The sequence below is a fragment of the Glutamicibacter nicotianae genome (assembly GCF_016907615.1).
GTDB classification, from domain to species: domain Bacteria; phylum Actinomycetota; class Actinomycetes; order Actinomycetales; family Micrococcaceae; genus Glutamicibacter; species Glutamicibacter nicotianae.
This window is the reverse complement of sequence record NZ_JAFBCH010000001.1, coordinates 120,371-137,785: the sequence shown is the minus strand read 5'-3', so window position 1 is coordinate 137,785 and position 17,415 is coordinate 120,371. Positions and strand designations below refer to the sequence as shown.

Annotated in this window: 17 protein-coding genes and 1 pseudogene; 10 read left to right on the top strand and 8 right to left on the bottom strand. The window is 62.5% G+C overall.

Annotated elements, in window-relative coordinates; genetic code table 11:
- The first annotated feature begins 6 nt into the window (after positions 1-6).
- A complete protein-coding gene (locus tag JOE62_RS00715) occupies positions 7-1,185 on the top strand; it encodes a glycerate kinase (RefSeq protein ID WP_204719572.1) in 1,179 nt (392 codons plus the stop codon).
- A gap of 15 nt (positions 1,186-1,200) precedes the next feature.
- Here the strand turns inward: JOE62_RS00715 and JOE62_RS00710 are convergent, their stop codons facing one another.
- The gene (locus JOE62_RS00710) at positions 1,201-2,049 is read right to left on the bottom strand and encodes an SDR family oxidoreductase (protein ID WP_204719570.1); all 849 of its coding nucleotides are present in this window, start codon (positions 2,047-2,049) and stop codon (positions 1,201-1,203) included.
- Between the two features lie 184 nt (positions 2,050-2,233).
- On the opposite strand from JOE62_RS00710, the gene JOE62_RS00705 reads away from it, so the two are divergent.
- From JOE62_RS00705 to JOE62_RS00695, 3 genes are all read left to right on the top strand, one after another.
- The gene (locus JOE62_RS00705) at positions 2,234-2,782 is read left to right on the top strand and encodes a hypothetical protein (RefSeq protein WP_204719569.1); all 549 of its coding nucleotides are present in this window, start codon (positions 2,234-2,236) and stop codon (positions 2,780-2,782) included.
- Positions 2,783-3,187: 405 nt separating this feature from the next.
- Positions 3,188-4,249 carry a CdaR family transcriptional regulator gene (locus JOE62_RS00700; RefSeq protein WP_204719567.1) on the top strand — a complete coding sequence of 354 codons (1,062 nt, stop codon included), beginning with the start codon at positions 3,188-3,190 and terminating at the stop codon, positions 4,247-4,249.
- Between the two features lie 290 nt (positions 4,250-4,539).
- Positions 4,540-5,901 carry a GntT/GntP/DsdX family permease gene (locus JOE62_RS00695; RefSeq protein ID WP_204719565.1) on the top strand — a complete coding sequence of 454 codons (1,362 nt, stop codon included), beginning with the start codon at positions 4,540-4,542 and terminating at the stop codon, positions 5,899-5,901.
- A 108-nt stretch (positions 5,902-6,009) separates the two neighbouring features.
- Here JOE62_RS00695 and JOE62_RS00690 read toward each other — a convergent pair whose 3' ends face one another.
- The 3 genes from JOE62_RS00690 to JOE62_RS00680 all read right to left on the bottom strand — a co-directional run bounded on the left by JOE62_RS00690 (position 6,010) and on the right by JOE62_RS00680 (position 8,852).
- Positions 6,010-6,366, bottom strand: a complete 357-nt coding sequence (locus tag JOE62_RS00690; protein WP_204719563.1) for an SdpI family protein — start codon at positions 6,364-6,366, stop codon at positions 6,010-6,012.
- A 76-nt stretch (positions 6,367-6,442) separates the two neighbouring features.
- Positions 6,443-7,453 carry an MBL fold metallo-hydrolase gene (locus JOE62_RS00685; protein ID WP_338085815.1) on the bottom strand — a complete coding sequence of 337 codons (1,011 nt, stop codon included), beginning with the start codon at positions 7,451-7,453 and terminating at the stop codon, positions 6,443-6,445.
- Positions 7,454-7,910: 457 nt separating this feature from the next.
- Positions 7,911-8,852 (bottom strand): GlxA family transcriptional regulator, encoded by a 942-nt coding sequence (locus tag JOE62_RS00680; protein WP_204719562.1) that lies wholly within the window; start codon positions 8,850-8,852, stop codon positions 7,911-7,913.
- A 108-nt stretch (positions 8,853-8,960) separates the two neighbouring features.
- On the opposite strand from JOE62_RS00680, the gene JOE62_RS00675 reads away from it, so the two are divergent.
- From JOE62_RS00675 to JOE62_RS00650, 6 genes are all read left to right on the top strand, one after another.
- Complete coding sequence (locus JOE62_RS00675) at positions 8,961-9,272, top strand: putative quinol monooxygenase (RefSeq protein WP_204719560.1); 312 nt, start codon at positions 8,961-8,963, stop codon at positions 9,270-9,272.
- Between the two features lie 516 nt (positions 9,273-9,788).
- On the top strand, positions 9,789-11,045 hold the full coding sequence (locus JOE62_RS00670) for a transposase (protein WP_204719558.1): 1,257 nt from the start codon (positions 9,789-9,791) through the stop codon (positions 11,043-11,045).
- Between the two features lie 169 nt (positions 11,046-11,214).
- Positions 11,215-11,598, top strand: a complete 384-nt coding sequence (locus JOE62_RS00665) for a YidH family protein (protein WP_204719556.1) — start codon at positions 11,215-11,217, stop codon at positions 11,596-11,598.
- Positions 11,595-11,927, top strand: a complete 333-nt coding sequence (locus tag JOE62_RS00660) for a DUF202 domain-containing protein (RefSeq protein WP_204719554.1) — start codon at positions 11,595-11,597, stop codon at positions 11,925-11,927. The genes JOE62_RS00665 and JOE62_RS00660 overlap by 4 nt, the downstream gene beginning before the upstream one ends.
- 133 nt (positions 11,928-12,060) lie before the next feature.
- Positions 12,061-12,516: a DUF6069 family protein gene (locus tag JOE62_RS00655; protein ID WP_204719552.1), complete on the top strand. Its 456-nt coding sequence runs from the start codon at positions 12,061-12,063 to the stop codon at positions 12,514-12,516.
- A 905-nt stretch (positions 12,517-13,421) separates the two neighbouring features.
- Complete coding sequence (locus JOE62_RS00650; protein ID WP_204719550.1) at positions 13,422-13,859, top strand: DUF6069 family protein; 438 nt, start codon at positions 13,422-13,424, stop codon at positions 13,857-13,859.
- 93 nt (positions 13,860-13,952) lie between these two features.
- Here the strand turns inward: JOE62_RS00650 and JOE62_RS00645 are convergent, their stop codons facing one another.
- From JOE62_RS00645 to JOE62_RS00630, 4 genes and pseudogenes are all read right to left on the bottom strand, one after another.
- Positions 13,953-15,254 (bottom strand): MFS transporter, encoded by a 1,302-nt coding sequence (locus JOE62_RS00645; protein ID WP_204719548.1) that lies wholly within the window; start codon positions 15,252-15,254, stop codon positions 13,953-13,955.
- A gap of 155 nt (positions 15,255-15,409) precedes the next feature.
- On the bottom strand, positions 15,410-15,946 hold the full coding sequence (locus tag JOE62_RS00640) for a hypothetical protein (protein ID WP_204719546.1): 537 nt from the start codon (positions 15,944-15,946) through the stop codon (positions 15,410-15,412).
- 28 nt (positions 15,947-15,974) lie between these two features.
- Positions 15,975-16,316, bottom strand: a pseudogene (locus tag JOE62_RS00635) (transposase); the annotation flags it as partial.
- 211 nt (positions 16,317-16,527) lie between these two features.
- The gene (locus JOE62_RS00630) at positions 16,528-16,782 is read right to left on the bottom strand and encodes a hypothetical protein (RefSeq protein ID WP_204719542.1); all 255 of its coding nucleotides are present in this window, start codon (positions 16,780-16,782) and stop codon (positions 16,528-16,530) included.
- Positions 16,783-17,415 lie beyond the last annotated feature (633 nt).

The window sequence follows — 17,415 nt, the reverse complement described above, 5'->3', positions numbered from 1 at the left end:
GGAAGCATGACTCCAAAGCAGAAGCCAGCGCCCGCAGCTACTCGTCAGTTGAACGTGGCCATCGTGCCTGATTCCTTCAAGGGCAGTGCGCGGGCCAGCGAAGTGGCCGCGGCCCTGGCCGACGGCTTCGCCAAGGCAGCGGCCAGCCGCAAGCGCGACGTCGAGATCACCGCGGTGCCCTTCGCCGATGGCGGAGAAGGAACCCTCGAAGCTCTGATCGATGCCTGGGGAACCGAAGCGATCAGCGTGCAGACCACCGACGCCCTGGGCCGCCCTGTCGCGTCCCGGCTGGGACTGTCGGCCGACGGGAAGATCGCCGTGGTTGAAGCGGCCGAAGCTGCCGGCCTGCCGCAGGTCAGCGACGTCGAACGGCGGCCGCTGGAGGCAACGACCTACGGCCTGGGTGCGCTGGTCTCCCGTGCCCTGGAACTGGGCGTTTCGCAGATTATCTTGTGCTTGGGCGGCTCGGCCACCACCGACGGCGGCACCGGGCTGCTTGCTGCCCTCGGTGCCAGCTTCCTGGATGCCGACGGCTCGAAGCTGCCCGCTGGGGGCGGAGCGCTGCAGAATCTGGCCTCCATCGACGTTTCGGCGCTTGACCCGCGGGCGGCGAACGTCCAATGGCAGATCGCTTGCGATGTCACCAACCCGCTGCTCGGCGCCAAGGGCGCGGCCGCGGTGTTCGGTCCGCAGAAGGGCGCCAGCCAGGAGCAGGTGCAGCTCCTGGATTCCGGCCTTGCCCGGCTGGCCGATGTGCTGGAAGCCGATACCGGGCGCAAGCTGCGCGAGCAGCCGGGCATGGGCGCGGCTGGCGGCTTGGCCATCAGCCTCGGATCCTACTTCCAGGTGGATCTGGTCCCCGGCTGGGATTTGGTGGCGCAAGTGCTTGGCGCCCACGACATCCTCGAGGGCGCGGATCTAGTACTGACCGGGGAAGGGCGCCTGGATTCGCAGTCGCTGGACGGAAAGGTGGTCTCCGGGGTGCTGCAGGCAGCCGGCGAGAACGCCGAGGTGATCGTGGTTGCCGGGTCGGTGGACCTGACCGATGAGCAGTTGGAGGAATCCGGGATCCTGGCCGCTTATTCCATTGCCCCGGGGTCGGCAACGCTGGCAGAACTCTCCGCGCAGACCCTGTCCCTGGTGGAGCGCACCGCGTTCAGCGTGGCGCGCACCTACCTGCGCTAGCCTGCACGTTCGGGGTCAGCCGGCCGTGCGCAGGTACTCCTCGAGGGACATCGGCGGGGTGCCGGTGATGATTTCGACGTGGTTGCTCACCTGTGACATCGCATCGCTGGCGATGGCCGTATAGGTGCTGACCCAGGCATCCAGCTGCCAGTCCGGGGCACCGAAGACCGCGCGCGAGGCGTAGGCCTCCTCGATGGTTTCGTTGTGGAACACGATCTGCTTGCCGCCGGCCCCGCTGAGGATGCGTGCCACATCGGCCATGTCCAGGGACTGCGGCCCGGTCAGCTCGTAGGTGGCGCCGACATGCTCTGCCGGATCTGCGAGCACGGCGGCCGCGGACCGCGCCACGTCGGCCCGGGCGACCGGAACGAAGCGGCCCTCGCCTGCCGGTCCGCGGATGACCCCGTCCTGTCCGGCAAGGTGCGGCATGAGGTCCTGGTAGAAGCTGTCGCGCAGGAAAGTCCAGCGCATCCCGGACTCCTTCAGGTATTGCTCGGTGGCGTGGTGCTCGCGGGCAAGGGTGAACAGCGCATCGGGTGCCGCGGCGGAAAAGGATGTATAGACGACCTGCGTGACCCCGGCCTTGCTGGCCGCGTCGATGAAGGCACGGTGCAGATCCATCCGCTGCGGTCCTTCCGGAGCGGAGACCATGAAGAGCACTTCAACGCCGTCAAGGGCCTCGGTGCTGGCGGACTGGTCGGCATAGTCGAATTGCCGTACCTCGGCCTCGGGCAATTCCGGGGCCTTCGACGGCGTGCGCGCCAGCAGGCGCTGGGCGATCCCGCGGTGGGCGAGCAGATGGGCCACCAGTGATCCGAGCGCGCCGGTGGAGCCGGTGACTGCAGTACTTGGCGTGGACCCCATGGCTGCTCGCTTCCCCTCTGGTGCAATGCCCAGTGCCAGCCTAGGCGAGGCGCGCCCTATTCGATACCCCAGCGTTGGGACGACTTCGGCGGCGTGAGGTGTCAACCGAGGGGTTGAGATCGGCTGCCCAGAATTACCTCAGCTTGCCGATGTCCTTGCGCGGGTGGATTTCTACGATTGAACCATGAACAAGAAAAGGTACCTCGCCGTTGGCTCCCTGAGCATCATTTCTGCACTCCTGCTATCTGGATGCAGCGTCAGCGATCTGTTGTCGGACAAGCTGGATGAGTCGACAACTAGAACAGCGGAATCCTCCAGCAAAGCTGTGGCAGATGGCCTCTTGCCGAACTGGGTTCCTGAAGGCGGAACAAATATCGAGCTGGTGCAGCGCAACACAGGCAGCGAACGTATTTTCGTGATGGACTACGAAGGAAAACTCAACGATGGCCAGTGCACCGCTCTGAGTAAAGTCGGAGATCCAACCGACGCAGAATTGGCTAAGGCCTACGCTTCCGATCCGCGTACCAAGAATCTGGCAGCAGTCGAAATATCCAAAACTAGAACGTTGGATGCAGACTGGTGGCCAGACGACGCCCAGACGCGTACCACGGATCTCTGCGGACGGTTCTGGGTCCACCAGGCCGATGGAAAACTTTATGCCTTTGCCCCCGACTTGGTTGTCCAGGTGCAGGCCATTGAGAAAGAGCGCGCGGCGGCCGAGAACAACAAGTAGCTTTCAACTGGTCGGCCATGATTCGCAGGCCGCCAAGCCATTCTGCTGTGACCTGGCCGGTGGCTTGCGAATTCATGGTTCGAAGGAAGTCGGTCTCTAGCTGTTGGTGTTCGGAGCTAACCGAGTTGCGTACACAATGCAACCGGCCAGTCCGAGGAAGCTGAGCACAATCGCAGAGAAACCGAGTAGGCCCGGAAGCTGCTGGCTCCAGGTCATATTGAACGTCACGAGCAGAGCGACCAAAAATCCCCCCGTCAGGTAGCTGACAGCTGAACTCATGATGAACCTTTCGTGGGGAGAACTTGCTTCAGCGAGCCTAGCATCTCCATGCGCGGGAGCCTAGGACCTTGAGCAGCTGTTTTGGACTTCCATGTCCGTATGGAAGGTGGCGGCTAGGATGAAGACATGAATCAAAAGGAGCAACCTCGGCTGACCAGCGCATTGGCGCAAAAGGTCGTTGATACTATCGCTCCGACCATCAACCGCAACGTGAACATCATGAATGCTCACGGGGTCATCATCGCTTCGACCGATGCCGCGCGAATCGGCACCCACCACGACGGCAGCGCCGAGGCAATCAGTCGCAACGCCATCATCCGGGTCAGCCAGGCTGACGGTTCCGCGGGAACCCTGCCAGGGGTCAATGTCCCTCTGACGCTGAACGGCCAGCTGTGCGGAGTTGTCGGCGTGACCGGTGCTCCGCATGAGGTGGAGCCGCTGGCCGGCCTGATTGCCTTGACGGTGCAATTGCTCTTCGCCCAGGACTACGAGCACTCGCGCAGTGCGCGCCGCGAGACCGAGGCCCGCGACATCATTTCTGCGCTGATCGCAGGCCGCGTGGCCCCCGAAGTCATCGACCGCTCGCTGGCTGCCCATGGCTTGCGCGGGCCCAAGCGCATCGAAGCATGGCTCCCGCGAAGCGTCGAGGATCCGTTGCTCGAAGAACCTGCCAAGAAGCACCACCGCACGTCTTGGATCAGCCTGTCCGGTGCGTTCTGGAGGCTGCGCGCAGCCCACGAGCCTGCTTTCGCTGAAGAACTCTTGAACGAGGAACGTTTCCTTGTGTCCATGCTGGTGGAAACTGCGGAGGAGCTCATGGCCGAAACCGAAGCGCTGCGCGTGCTGCTGGGGTACCCGTCGCTCGTGCCCCGCCATGCCCAGCGCGGAATGTGGAGCCGGGAAATAGCGGTGGCTATCGCCCGCACCCCAGCGCGCAGTCTGGAACATGCTGCTGCTCCGGCGCAACAGCTCAACGAGGAACAAGCCAAAACCCTCTTGGTGGTTTCGACGGCTGCATCGATGAGCCAAGCCGCCTCGGATCTGCATATTCACCGCAACACCTTGGTGCAACGGCTTGAGCGGATCAGCCAGATCAGCGGTGTGGACATCCGGCAGTCCAGCGATTCACTGAAACTCCAGCATGCGATTTACGCACGAGTGGCCTTGGGACAGCTGCATATTTTCTAGGACCGGGAACTGGGTTGCGGTGACAGTTGTGGCAGTAGCCGGATATTTGCACACATTGACCCAAATCGAAAGAGGGCAAATATGGTCGTGTGCCCATAGGTAATCGGTGCGGGTTTTTCTAGTATTGGCAGGATGATCGATCTTTGCGTCCGAATTCCGTGGCGGCACGGAGGTATCTAGTCCAACAGCCAAGGCTTTGAGCAGCTTTGCCGACGGGGCGGATCCACCGGTTGTGCCATCGTGGGCCGGGAGCAGAGAACTACTGTTTTTGGCAAAGGAGCCAACCCGCCGTGTATGAACTTCTTGTTCTGCTGATCCTTGTCGTGGCCATCGTATTGGTCACGGCACGCTTGAAAATCAGCCCATTCCTCGCCCTCATTGGCGCCGCCATCCTGGCTGCCTTCGCCTACCGGATTCCGCTGGCCGACGTGGCCTCGACGGTCACCACGGCCTTTGGCAGCACCATGGGCAACATCGGTCTGGTGATCCTGTTCGGAGCAATGATCGGAGTGATCCTGGAGAAATCCGGTGCCGCGATCTCCATGGCAGATGCGCTGATCAAGGTGCTGGGCACGCGGTTCCCCAACCTGACGCTGTCGATCATCGGTTACATCGTTTCCATCCCGGTCTTCTGCGACTCCGGGTACGTGGTGCTCAACTCGCTGCGCAAAGCCATCACCCTGCGCACCGGCGTTTCTGCGCTGGCGACATCCATCGCATTAATGACGGGCCTGTACGCAACCCACACCATGGTGCCGCCGACTCCGGGCCCGCTGGCCGCAGCGGAAAGCATCGGGATTGCCTATAACCTGGGTCTGATCATCGCTGTCGGATTGCCAGTTGCCGCCATCTCGGCGTTGGCAGGTTTGGCCTACGCCAGCCGTTTCAACAAGTCCAAGTGGACCCCGCTGCCGAGTGAGGGCGAGGATGACATCTCAGAACTCGACTACGAGCAGCTGCGCGCGAGCTTCGGCAAATTGCCCAGCCCGGCATTGGCATTCATGCCGATCCTGGTTCCGCTGGTACTGATCTGCGCCGCTTCCATTGCGAAGCTGCCTTCGCACCCATTCGGCGAGGGCATTGCGCTGGAAATCCTTTCCTTCATCGGCACCCCGGTGGTCGCGCTGATCTTCGGTTTGATCTCATCGACCTTCCTGCTCAGCGGTGACAGAAAGCTGGCGGTCTTCAACGAGCAGATGCATGAAGCCGTGCGTACCGCTGCCCCGATCTTGCTGATCACCGGCGCCGGTGCAGGTTTCGGCGCGGTGCTGGCGGCCTCGGATCTGACGATGATTCTGTCGGATTCACTCAGCGGCCTGGGCTTGGGCCTGGCGGTGCCATTCCTGATCGCCGCTGCGCTGAAATCCGCACAGGGCTCGTCCACCGTCTCCATGGTGACCACCTCCGCACTGGTCGCGCCGATGCTCGGCTCCTTGGGCCTGGGGTCGGAACTGGGCATGGTGCTCACGGTACTGGCCGTCGGTGCCGGTGCGATGGTTGTCTCGCACGCCAACGACTCGTACTTCTGGGTCGTTTCGCAGCTCAGCCGCATTCCGGTAATTACCGCATACAAGACCTTGAGCGTGGCAACCGCCATCCAGGGCACCGCTGCTTTCCTGACGGTACTGCTCCTTGGATCCGTGCTGCTGTAGCAGGACGCTGGCTAAGCAAGCAAAGGATCGCACCATCTGCCGATGGTGCGATCCGTTAGCTTTAAGCATGTGTCTGAAAGTGGTAGCCGAAGAGCTAAGGCCTGCCCGCTAGATGCCTCGCGCGGCCTTGTTCGCTTTGGCAGCCGAGACCATCAGCAACACGATAATGGCCAGATAACCTGCGCCGGTCGTGGCGAAGGCGAAACTGAACTGGCCCAGCACGCAGAGGATCGCTGCACCGGCCAGTATGGCCCAGCCGGACCAGGTAGCCGCGGCCACCAGCGGCGCAGCCCGCCGATGCCCTGCCAACCAAGCCTCGTCGCTGGCCAAGGTATGGCGTGTCTTGATGCCGATTGCCGCATTGCGCGCGAGCTTTCCATCCCGGGCCATGGGTGCGAGGAACGCTGCCACCAAAGTGATGGCCAGCAACCCGAACATGAAGGGGATGACGCCTGCTGGATCCACGTTCCACCTGTTCTGCCTATTTGCCGTGAACAGCCATCCTATTCGGAAGCTGCGCAGTTCCCGGGTTCGAATTTCGTCATGCAAGTGTCATACGAAGGCCGCGCAGCCAGCGATCAGGCAAGCAGGAGGCTCGAAGGTGACGTATTCTGTCCTGCCGTTCCCTCGTATGACAGTGCCCTTCCGAGACTGCTGCCGCCATTTCACTAGTGACGCGGGAAAAGGATATCGTGTCCAGGTCGTTGGGCACGAGGTAGGTGCCGGAGAATTTCTCGGCGTGGGCCTCCCAGACTTCCAGGGGAGTGGTTCCGGGGACCAGGTGGTGCAGGGCCAGGGTGCGTGCCCCGGCCTCATGCGCAATCGCGATCGCCTGTTCCGGCGAGGTGTGCGAGGCGCGATGGTGGTCCATCGAGGCCTGGGCTTCCAAGGTGCCCAGCGAACCGTAGGCGCGTTCCACCCAGTCGAAGTCGATCGCTTCATGAAGCAGCAGGTCGGTGTCCTTCGCCAGGTCCACCAGGTTCCGGCAGGGCGCGGTGTCCCCGGAAATGGTCACCGAGCCTTCGGCGGTGTCGAAGCGGAAGGCGAAGGCCGGGGCGATCGGCGGATGCTTGACCAGCGTTGCGCTCACCGTGACCAGCTCGTCGCGGTAGATCTCGAATGGCGCGAAGTCCGCCGGGGTCGGGTTGGCATTGGGGTGGTACCCGGTGCCAGCAGGGATTTCGATGTCCGAGGCGATGAAGTGGTCCAGCGGGGAGGGGCGCAGCGCGTCGATCACGCGGTCATTCAGGTCAGTGGCGTAGGCCTGCATCAGGTGCTCGAACATCGAGGCGGTGCCCGGGGTCGGGTTCTGCGCGAAGGCCGGCTGCGGTGCGGTGGTGGCGCGTGGCGACGCTGGCGGCAGGGCGCCGCGGTCGCCCGGGCCGATGATGGCCAGCGACGCCAGGTCGATGGTGTGATCCGAATGCAGGTGGGTGAGGAAGATGCCGCGAAGGTTAGCCGGGGTGAAGCCCGCCTTCATCAGCTGGTTGCCCACGCCGGTTCCGGCGTCCACCAGATAGACGCTGTCGCCCACGACGACGGCGGTGGAAATGCCTGCGCGCTTTCCGGCGTTCTCGCCGGTCTACCAGCGCCGACCGCCGGCGGTACCCAGTGTCACGACGTGGGGATTGAGATTGGTGGCTCTTCCCAAGTGAGGGTCTAGGTCGGCCGGGCGCGTCGGTCCGCAGATAGACGTCGAGGTCTCCCGACGATGGAGGTTCCTACGCCATCCATCCGAAAGACCTCGACGTGTCCGACGCTACCCCGCCGGCCGGCTTCGGCCGCCCTGACCTGACGGCCTTCGCGTCTCATCCCAATCGACCCTGATCGGGTCTGCAGATCCTCTCGACGAGAACGCAGCGACATCATAGCCACCCAACCCCGACCGTCCGGGAAGCCGGGGCACGTCGCATGGCCTGTGCTGCGGGCGTGACGAGTGGGGCGTTCAGGGGCGACGCAGGAGCGTCGACGCGACGTGCTGAAAGGTGGTTCTAAGTCATGGCGATAGGTCAGGAACGGCGTCGCTCCCTGCGCAGGAGGGAGCGCAGAGTCTCGGCGTTCGCGTAGCCGACCCGTAGCGCGATCTCGGCGGAGGTGAGGTCCGTGGTTGCTGAGAGGTGCCGAGCTCGTTCGATGCGAAGCCGTTGGACGAAGCCGAGCGGAGTGAGGTTGAGCGCCGCACGGACTCGTCGTTCGAGGGTGCGCCGGCTGGTGCCGAGCGACTGCGCGACGAAGGCGACGTTGAACGGTTCGTCCAGGCGGGCGCGCACGAAGCGTTCGAACTCGACGACGATCGGGTCCTCGTGCCGGAGATGTTCGTAGGCGACGAAGGCCGCCTGCGACGGGCGCTCGTCGATGAGGAGGAGCTTGGCGACATGTTGGGCCAGGTCGGGGCTGATCGATCGCACGAGTGAGAGCGCGAGGTCGATGTGGGCGAAGGCGGCGCCGGCGGTGACGAGGTTCCCGTCGACCACGACCATGGTGTCGAGATCGAGGTCGACGGTCGGATAGCGCTTCAGGAACTCCGGCCCCAGGAACCAGCTGGTCGTCGCCCGTCGATGATGCATCCGTCCGGTCTCGGCGACAGCGAACACGCCGGTGCACGCCGCGGCGATCCGGGTGGTCGCCTCGTCGAGGCGCCCGAGCGAGGCGATGACCGAACGAGCATCTCGGCTCTGGAGGGCGTCGTTGGTAGCGGCGGCCGTAAGGGATCCAAGCGCAGGGACGACGACCACGTCGAACTCTCCGGACTCCGACAGCGGGTGGTCCACCGACAGGGTCATCGATGCCGTCGTGGTCACTCGCCGTTTCGGTCCGAGGATGGCGAGTTCGATCGGGTCGATCCGCGGGTCGACATCGCCGCGGGCTCCGTCGGCCACCTGCACGATGTCGATGATCGACGCGATAGCCGAACCGAAGCAGCCGTCGATCGCGATCAGTCCTATACGCATGACGTAAACAATAGCATTACTGCCGTATACGCCACTTCTCACATGCCCTTGCTCGTCATAGACTGAACTAGCTTCACCAAGAAACCACGACACCTAGGAGAACCCCTCATGTCAACATCCACATCACTTCCGTATGCCTTCGTCGCCAAGATCGTCGCGGCCGATGGACAGCACGACGCGCTCGCCGATCTGCTCGCCGGCGCTGTCGCGCTCGCCAACGAAGAAGTAGGAACGATTGTCTGGTTCGCGGTCAGGACCCACGCCGACACCTTCTGGATCTTCGATGCATTCCCCGACGAGGCCGCTCGCGACGCCCACGCCAACGGCGCCATCGTCGCAGCCCTGATGGCCAACCAGCACCTCCTCGGCGCAGCACCCGAGATCCTGGCGGCCGACGTCCTCGCGTCCAAGCTCCCGTAGTCCGCCAACGCACGAGACCATCGCGCCCCGCCGAGCCGTCGCCAGGTCGCGACGCAACGCCACGCTGCGTTGCCGAGCGGTGCGAGGCCTATCGGCACACGGACGGGATGCCGGCCGCGAGCGCTCAGCCTGCGAGGGGTCCGTCGCAGAGGAGAGCGACGTCGGTGTCGGGCAGAGCCGTGAGGCCAGCGCATCGCGCGACCAGCAGAACCGAACAGCCCCTGCCCTGCGTTTCCGCAGGTCAGGGGCTGTTCGTCGGAGCCGCCTGTCGGAATCGAACCGACGACGACCGACCAGTACCGACCGTTTCACCGGAGCTTGCGGCGGCGTCGAAGCCGAGCAAGCTCCATTCCTTTAGCTCACCGCGCCCTCCTCCTCGCCGGTCCCGTCGTCGAAGACGTTTCAGGGGTCTTCTCAGATGACGGTGTAGGTCGGCCGGGCGCGTCGGTCCGCAGATAGACGTCGAGGTCTCCCGACGACGGAGGTTCCTACGCCATCCATCCGAAAGACCTCGACGTGTCCGACGCTACCCCGACGGCCGGCTTCGGCCGCCCTGACCTGACCGCCTTCGCTCGACTCGACGGCCTCGGTCTGAGCGTGACCGGACAAGGACTTGAACCGGATCGTGCGATCCTCGCGTGCCGCGTGGTGGAACCAGATCAGTGGTGCCGACGGTGCGGCAGCGAAGGCGCTGCTCGTGACACCGTGATCCGGCGGTTGGCCCACGAGCCGCTGGGCTGGCGACCGACCGTGCTGGAAGTTGTAGTGTGCCGCTACCGCTGTGCCGACTGCGGACACGTGTGGCGCCAAGACACCAGCGCCGCGGCGGAGTCACGCGCGAAGCTCTCGCGCACCGGGCTGCGGTGGGCGCTGGAAGGGATCGTGGTCGCACACCTCACCGTCGCCCGTGTCGCCGAGGGACTCGGGGTCGCGTGGGACACCGCCAACAACGCGGTCCTGGCTGAAGGCAAGCGGCTGCTGATCAACGACCCCACGCGGTTTGAGGGCGTGAAGGTCATTGGCGTCGATGAGCACGTCTGGCGCCACACCAGGCGTGGCGACAAGTACGTCACCGTGATCATCGACCTCACCCCGGTCCGCGATGGCGCCGGCCCAGCAAGGCTGCTGGACATGGTCGAGGGCCGGTCGAAGGCGGTGTTCAAGACCTGGCTCGCCGACCGCGACGACGCCTTCCGTGACGCGGTCACGGTGATGGATCCCTTCCACGTCGTGCGCCTGGCCGGTGACGCCCTCGACAGGTGCCGGCGCCGGGTCCAACTCGCGATCCACGGGCACCGTGGGTTCAGGGACGACCCGCTCTACAAGTCGCGGCGCACGCTGCACACCGGCGCGGACCTGCTCACCGACAAGCAGAGCGACAGGCTACGCGCGCTGTTCGTTGATGACGCTCACGTCGAGGTCGAGGCGACCTGGGGTGTCTACCAGCGCATGATCGCCGCCTATCGCCACGAGGACCGGCAACGTGGCCGCGAGCTCATGGAGAAGCTGATCACCGACCTCAGCGCCGGTGTCCCCAAGGTGCTCACCGAGCTCACCACCCTGGGCCGGACCCTGAAGAAGCGAGCCGCTGACGTGATCGCCTACTTCGAACGACCCGGCACCAGCAACGGGCCGACCGAGGCGCTCAACGGACGGCTCGAACACCTGCGCGGCTCCGCACTCGGGTTCCGCAACCTGACCAACTACATCGCCCGAAGCCTGCTCGAGACCGGCGGCTTCAGACCCCAACTCCTACACCCCCGATTGGGATGAGCCAGATTGGTGGAGGCCATGGAATGCGCGCTTTCTTTCGTTCAAGTGCTGCAATCAATTCTTATGCGCTGGATCACATCCGTAAAACTGTTTTTATCAACCAGCTAAATAGGTTTCGCCGATGATTGGTTGGGTATGCTCATAGCATCGACGCACGCCAAGGAGGGTCATGTCCGAGCCAGAACGCAGCCGGATCTCACGCTGGCTGCTGCCCGAGGGCAGCGAGCCCGACCCGCGCTTCACCCTTGCCAATGAGCGCACCTTCCTGGCCTGGGTCCGCACGTCCCTGGCCTTCCTTGCCGGCGGCACAGCGCTGGAGGCCTTCGCCGCCGAGGCGTTCCCCTCGCCGCTGCGCACCTGGCTGGCGGTGCTGGTGATCGGCGTCGGCATCCTGATCGCCGCCGGTGCCGCGGTGCGCTGGGTTCGTGTGGAACGCAGCATGCGCACCGGGCGCCCGCTTCCGATTCCCGCCATTGTCCCGCTGCTGGCCTTCGGCGCGGTGGTCGCCTCGCTGGCGGCCATCGCCATGATCTTCTGGTCGCTCGGCTCGTGAAGAACGAACCCGTCGAGATCGCCGATGCGGGCCTGCAGCCCGAGCGGACCATCTTCGCGTGGAATCGCACGATGGTCTCCTTTCTCGTGGTCTCCGCCGTTTTCCTGCGCTGGCTTCCGCACTACGGCATCGGCATGATCCTGCTGATCGCGGTGTCCTCGTCGATGGCTCTGGGAATCCTGCTCTCGCAGCGTGCGCGCTATCGGCGCATGGCCCTCGGGGTGAAGCACGAGAAGGTCCAGGCGGACGTGGTCGTGGTGCTGATGACCACGCTGGCGCTCTGTGCGCTGGGCGGATACGCGTTGTTCCTGGTGCTGGGCCCCAACTAGTCACGGTGCGACCGCATGCCGTTGATGCCGCTGCTGAAGGCATCGGAAAATCGCCGGATCCATTTGCCGCCAGCGGGCGTACAGTGGAACTACCGGTTCAGCTCGAATTCGCCGTAAAAGGGGATGATTTGCGATGCAGGCTGACGTTAGATTCAAGATGCCGTTCAATTTCGCCCAGGTGGTGATTGCGGCTTTCGGGGCCATGTCGCTGAGTGTCTTGGCCTACTTCATTGCCAGGGTCATCGGCGCATCCATGGAGTACTCCGGCGGCTTGTTCCAAAACCTGGACTTCATCCATATCGTGCGCTTCACCGCTCCGCCGATTCTCGTTCTCGGGTTTCTGATCTTCTTGATTGGCCGGGCCAAGCCGGGGTTCTGCCGCATCGCCCAGATCATCGGCGTTGCAGTCGTGCTGGCCTCGGCGGTGGTGCAGTGGTTCTTCGCCGAGGACTGGGGGACCGCCCTGACGGTGACGATCATGCACCTGGTGGTTGCGGCGTCCTGGTATATCGCGGTGAACTACTCGAATAGGAAGTTCAACGAGATCGCGGAACTGGACGGGCTGCGAAACTCGCAAAGGAGCGCCTGAGGCGGCGATTGCCTGGAACAAGCCGGTTGTGAGACCGATCGGGGAAGCCGGCTCATCGTTCCGAGCCTTCCGAGAAGTTGGCGGACATGCCAACGGGCACGGATGAGTGTCGGCGTTGAGGAGTTTCCTCGCTTGTGAGATGGGCCCTGAATTGGCTGCATTTTTAGATGATCTAGCTGGACCCATCGGCGGTGGGGCAGAGTGCCCAGATCGAATGAGAAATCTTTGCCTGCGCAGGTCAATCAATGCATCCAATGCTGACAGCGTAAGAAACACGCGCAGAAGCGGAGGGTTGCCAGAACCATCCGGAGCCAATCGAAATTCCTCCGGATGCTCCGAACTTGATGGCCAAGGGTCAGGGATGCTGCTTGGGGAGGGGTGGCTCAGGATGCAGGCTTTCGGCCTGCCTCAAATAGTTATGATGTACATAAAGTGTCCATGTGAGTACGCTTGGAAACTATGAGTCCTTTAGATCCTAACTTCTACGAGATGTTCTTCTTCTATATTCTCCCCGCTCTTGTCGTGGTCGCCTTGGCAGTATTTGCAGTCAAGGCATACAAAAATTCGAAGAAGCCATCCGAGGGTCAGGGCACTGAAGAGCTCGATCCCATGGATCGGTGAACCGTTACTGCCGCAGGGGATCTGCTGGTAGATGCCATCAGCATTCGACTTGCTGCGCTGATCTTCTTGCCCGCGCCTTGCGGCCTTGGTTGCATTCCAAGCGTGCCATCGGCCCGGAACCAGGCTCGTGCGGTGAACTGCTTGAACAGGAAGTTCAACGAGATCGCGGAGCTGGAAAACGTATAGTCACGCTAAGTGTCGCGGTTCTCACGGGCTATTGAGAGCCGTGGCACAGGCGCTCGGGAATAGAATGGTTGCGAACTTTCAACAATTCTAGGAGTGCCATGACGGCTCAGGGACAACCCAATAGCCCATTCAATTTCATCCAGGTGATTATCGGCGCGCTGGGTACCAGCTACCTGAACGTCATCATTTTCTTCCTGGCTGGCGCCGCTGGGGCATCCCGCCGGATCGGTCCGAACCCAACTGATGTTGTCGCCTTCGACCGCGTGCTGCAGTTCACCTTGATCCCGATCCTGTTCTTCGGCCTTGTGGTCTTCCTGATTGGACGGGCAAGCAAGGGCATTTGCAAGATCGCGCAGTGGGCCGGCCTGATTATTGCTGTCGTATCGATCGCCTTCCCGATCATGCACGCAGCGGATGCCGCTACCGCCGTGGGCCTGAGCCTGATCCATATCGTGACCGGCATCGGCTGGTTCTTCTCGGTGCACTACGGCAACAAGAAGCTGCACGTTCCGTCGAAGGACGTAGCGGTGGCCTGAGCCTGATGCGCAAAACCTCGCAGAACAATCAGTAATGATCTGCTCTGCGAGGTTTTCTCGTTAAGCAGCGGGTGCCGTGGTTGGCCGTGCGGGCTATACCCCGACTTCTTCGAGCTGCGGATCCTCGTAGGCCTTGCGCATGCGCGGCAGGAACAGCAGGCTCACGGCCGCCGCGAAGCACAGCGCCGCGGCGGTAATCCATGCGGCCAGGTAGCTGCCGGTGGTTTCCCGCGACAGCCCCGCGGTCAGCGAACCTGCGCCGGCGCCGATCATGTGGAAGGCGAAGACCCAGCCGAAGACCACGGTTGCCTTGACCGGACCGAAGTATTGGCGGCAGAGCACCACCGTAGGCGGCACCGTGGCCACCCAGTCCAGGCCATAGAAGATGATGAAGATCCACAGCAGCGGTTCGACGGTGGGCCCCATCAGCGAGTGCAGGAACAGCAGCGAGAGGCCACGCAGCGCGTAGTACACCGCAAGCAGCAGCCACGGGCGTACGCGGTCGGTCAGCCACCCGGAGAAGATGGTGCCGAGGATGTCGAAAATGCCTACCAGTGCCAGCAGTCCGGACGCGGTGGTGGCCGGCATGCCGTGGTCATGCGCCGCAGGGATGAAGTGCGTTTGCACCAGTCCGTTGGTTGACCAGCCGCAAATCCAGAAGGTCATCGCCAGGACCCAGAATGCCGGGTAGCGCGAAGCCGAGAACAGGGCCTTGAGCGTCGCGGCGGCCATCGACCCTTGCTGGGGTTCGCCTGCCGGAGCGGCAACGGCTTCGGTTCCGCCGTAGGGAAGCACCCCGGCTTCGGCAGGGGAGTTGGCAAAAGGCCAGCGCAGCAGCGGGATGATCAGCACCGCGAAAACGGCAACCACCAGGGCAGCGATCCGCCATGAATACTGCTCGATGATCACCACGATGCTCGGAAGAAACACCAACTGGCCGGCGGCATTCGCGCCGGAGAAGATGCCCATCACCAGGCCGCGGCGTTCGGAGAACCAGCGGTTGGCCACCACGGAACCGAAAACCAGCGCCATCGCTCCGGTGCCCAGTCCAACCAGCACGCCCCACAGCACCCACAACTGCCAGATTTGGCTGATGAACACCGATAATCCGGCGCCCGAAGCCACCAGCGCCAGGGCAATGGCGGCCACCTTGCGCATGGAATAGCGTTCCAGCAAGGTCGCGGCGAAGGGTGCCGCCAGGCCATAGACCACCAGGTTGATGGTCACCGCGGTCGACAGCTGGGAGCGGAGCCAGCCGAATTCGGATTCGAGCGGTTCGAAGAACGCTCCGGTGGTGGAGCGGAACGCCGCCGTGGCGACGAGCGCCAGTGTGGTCACTATGGCAACCAGCCACGCCCTATGGATCCGCAATGGCTTTGGGGAACTCAATCGCACGCTCCTTATAGGTGATGCTTAAAGCATTGCACCGGGGCCAACAGGCGTCGAAGTTCATGAAACCCGCGGAACAAATATTGACTCCCCCGGTTGTGGAGCGCCTTGCATTACCGGGACTTGCTGCAACTGCCGAAGCGCAGTGGACGCAGGGTTCGCTATGCGGGGTCGTCGCCTTTGCCGGAGTTCTGGCGCCGGTTGCGAGGACGCCGGTCCTGCGCGGGCAGTGCACCCAGCGCCTGCCGCGGGAAGGTTTTCGGCTTGGACCCGGAGGGCAGTTCGTGCTTGCCCAGCGGATCTACTAGATCCGTCGGGCCAGCTGATGCGTGGCTTGCTGGGGTCGTCTCGGTTGTCTGGGCGGTGACCGGGGCATCGCGGATCACCGGCATCCTGCGCGGCGGCAGCGGGCGATGATGATGCACCAGATAAATCAGCATAGCCAGGGCCTTGTGCATGACCACGATGGTGAAGATCGCCGCTCCGGCATAGCAGCCCCAGGCGACCAGGTGCAGCGTGGTCACGTTCAGGACGTTCAGCTCCAATGCACTGTTGAGCATCATGACCGCGCCGATCTGCCCGATCACCACGCCGAGCACCGACAAGCCGACGGCAAACCAGAAGTACACCAGGGCATCTGCACCGGGTTTCTTCACCACAACCATGTGAACCTCCGTTGGCCAGCTGTCGGCGGTCATTGGTTCACACTATAGTGGCTCTTCGCAATCAAGGGTGTAACACCGGTCTGAACCCACCAGACTCCAACGGGGACCTCGCGATGTAATTCGCGAGGTTCCTTAACCCCAACGCCGAACCTCGAAGATGCTCCAAGCGCCCATTGATCGCTTCGGTTGGCCCGTTCGACGACCCCATATGATCGAAATACGTCAAGATATCCGACGCGCTTTTCGTCAACGTTGTCGCCAAGGACCTCACCTCGATCATTTCCTTAGGCAAGGTCGTGGTCAGGTCATGGATCGAATCCCTCAACCGTTCCTTCCCCTCCCGTGGGGAAGGTGCCCGGTATGCGGCTACCAGCCGTTGATAAACCTTCCACGTCGCTTCCACGAACGGGTCTGCTGAAGGTTTGGTTGACACCAAGGTTTACGCTGCCAGAGCGACAGACTCCTGTAGGCAGCTGAGCAGCTCAAAAAACACCGTTAATGGTGAGCCAACCGGTAAGATCTGCAAAATTCACTTGGACTGACCTGGAGAATCCACGCTAAGGGCTACCCAAACCACGTGCGTCGCTATGGCTGAGACGCGTCGCGTTCAAGAATCAGGGGAGGCCTTCGGCTTTTTCATCGAGACGCTCGCGCCAAGTTCCAAGCCAACTCTTGACCTGCAAATTAAGTATTGGATAGCAGTCAGACTCCTCGACATCAAGCAATCTGGCGAGGTGCGTTCTCGCCGTTGATTCGTCGGGTGCCCGATCAATGATCTCGAAGACCTCTGCTCTACGTTCCAAAGCCATTTTGAGGACATTCACCATTCGCAGGGTGTCCTGGCCGGAAGCGCGCTCGTCGTTGTTCATATCCAGAGTCTCCCATATCTTATTGTGCCTAAGACCGCATGGTTCCCCCTAAAACGCCCCTTATGGGCAACCCTTGCTGGGCATCAAGAACGGTCAATTTTGGAAGCTCAACTCTTTTCCGTTTTGGACCGCCCGCGCATCCAGGAGAAAGAAACTCAATGGCAACAGATATTTGCCAGCACCTTGACAAGAATTAAGAAAAGCTATGTGGTGGAAATAACATATTCACACTGTGTAGGAAGGCATTAATGTTTACGTCAAAGATTCTTGCTTTGGCTGCCGTAATTGCGCTTTCGGCAACCATCGGCACTCCGAGCCTTGCGATGGAACCCGCGCAGCAGCTCGCACCGGACCAGGCCGAAATAACGACTCAGTTCGATGAGGCTGGAAATCAGGTGTTTTCGACTGAGGCAACAGAACTGACAATCTTGCCAGCAGAAGAATCTACATTCACGCAAGCTGAATATGCGTTGCTTGCTCCCAGCATTCGATGCGACCTCGGGGTCCACCACCCACACGGCTCACATCACGTAACCGGGACGATTAACGGCACCGCCAGCATCTCGTGCAGCGGTGGTAATGCCGTTAGCCTAACAATTCACTATTCGCTAATTCGTACAGCCCCCAACCCCA

Coding starts and splice junctions, on each gene's coding strand:
- JOE62_RS00640 (WP_204719546.1), bottom strand. CDS start 15,946: ATGACCGCCGACAGCTGGCCAACGGAGGTTCACATGGTTGTGGTGAAG.
- JOE62_RS00710 (WP_204719570.1), bottom strand. CDS start 2,049: ATGGGGTCCACGCCAAGTACTGCAGTCACCGGCTCCACCGGCGCGCTC.
- JOE62_RS00665 (WP_204719556.1), top strand. CDS start 11,215: ATGTCCGAGCCAGAACGCAGCCGGATCTCACGCTGGCTGCTGCCCGAG.
- JOE62_RS00700 (WP_204719567.1), top strand. CDS start 3,188: ATGAATCAAAAGGAGCAACCTCGGCTGACCAGCGCATTGGCGCAAAAG.
- JOE62_RS00655 (WP_204719552.1), top strand. CDS start 12,061: ATGCAGGCTGACGTTAGATTCAAGATGCCGTTCAATTTCGCCCAGGTG.
- JOE62_RS00650 (WP_204719550.1), top strand. CDS start 13,422: ATGACGGCTCAGGGACAACCCAATAGCCCATTCAATTTCATCCAGGTG.
- JOE62_RS00680 (WP_204719562.1), bottom strand. CDS start 8,852: ATGCGTATAGGACTGATCGCGATCGACGGCTGCTTCGGTTCGGCTATC.
- JOE62_RS00675 (WP_204719560.1), top strand. CDS start 8,961: ATGTCAACATCCACATCACTTCCGTATGCCTTCGTCGCCAAGATCGTC.
- JOE62_RS00630 (WP_204719542.1), bottom strand. CDS start 16,782: ATGAACAACGACGAGCGCGCTTCCGGCCAGGACACCCTGCGAATGGTG.
- JOE62_RS00705 (WP_204719569.1), top strand. CDS start 2,234: ATGAACAAGAAAAGGTACCTCGCCGTTGGCTCCCTGAGCATCATTTCT.
- JOE62_RS00715 (WP_204719572.1), top strand. CDS start 7: ATGACTCCAAAGCAGAAGCCAGCGCCCGCAGCTACTCGTCAGTTGAAC.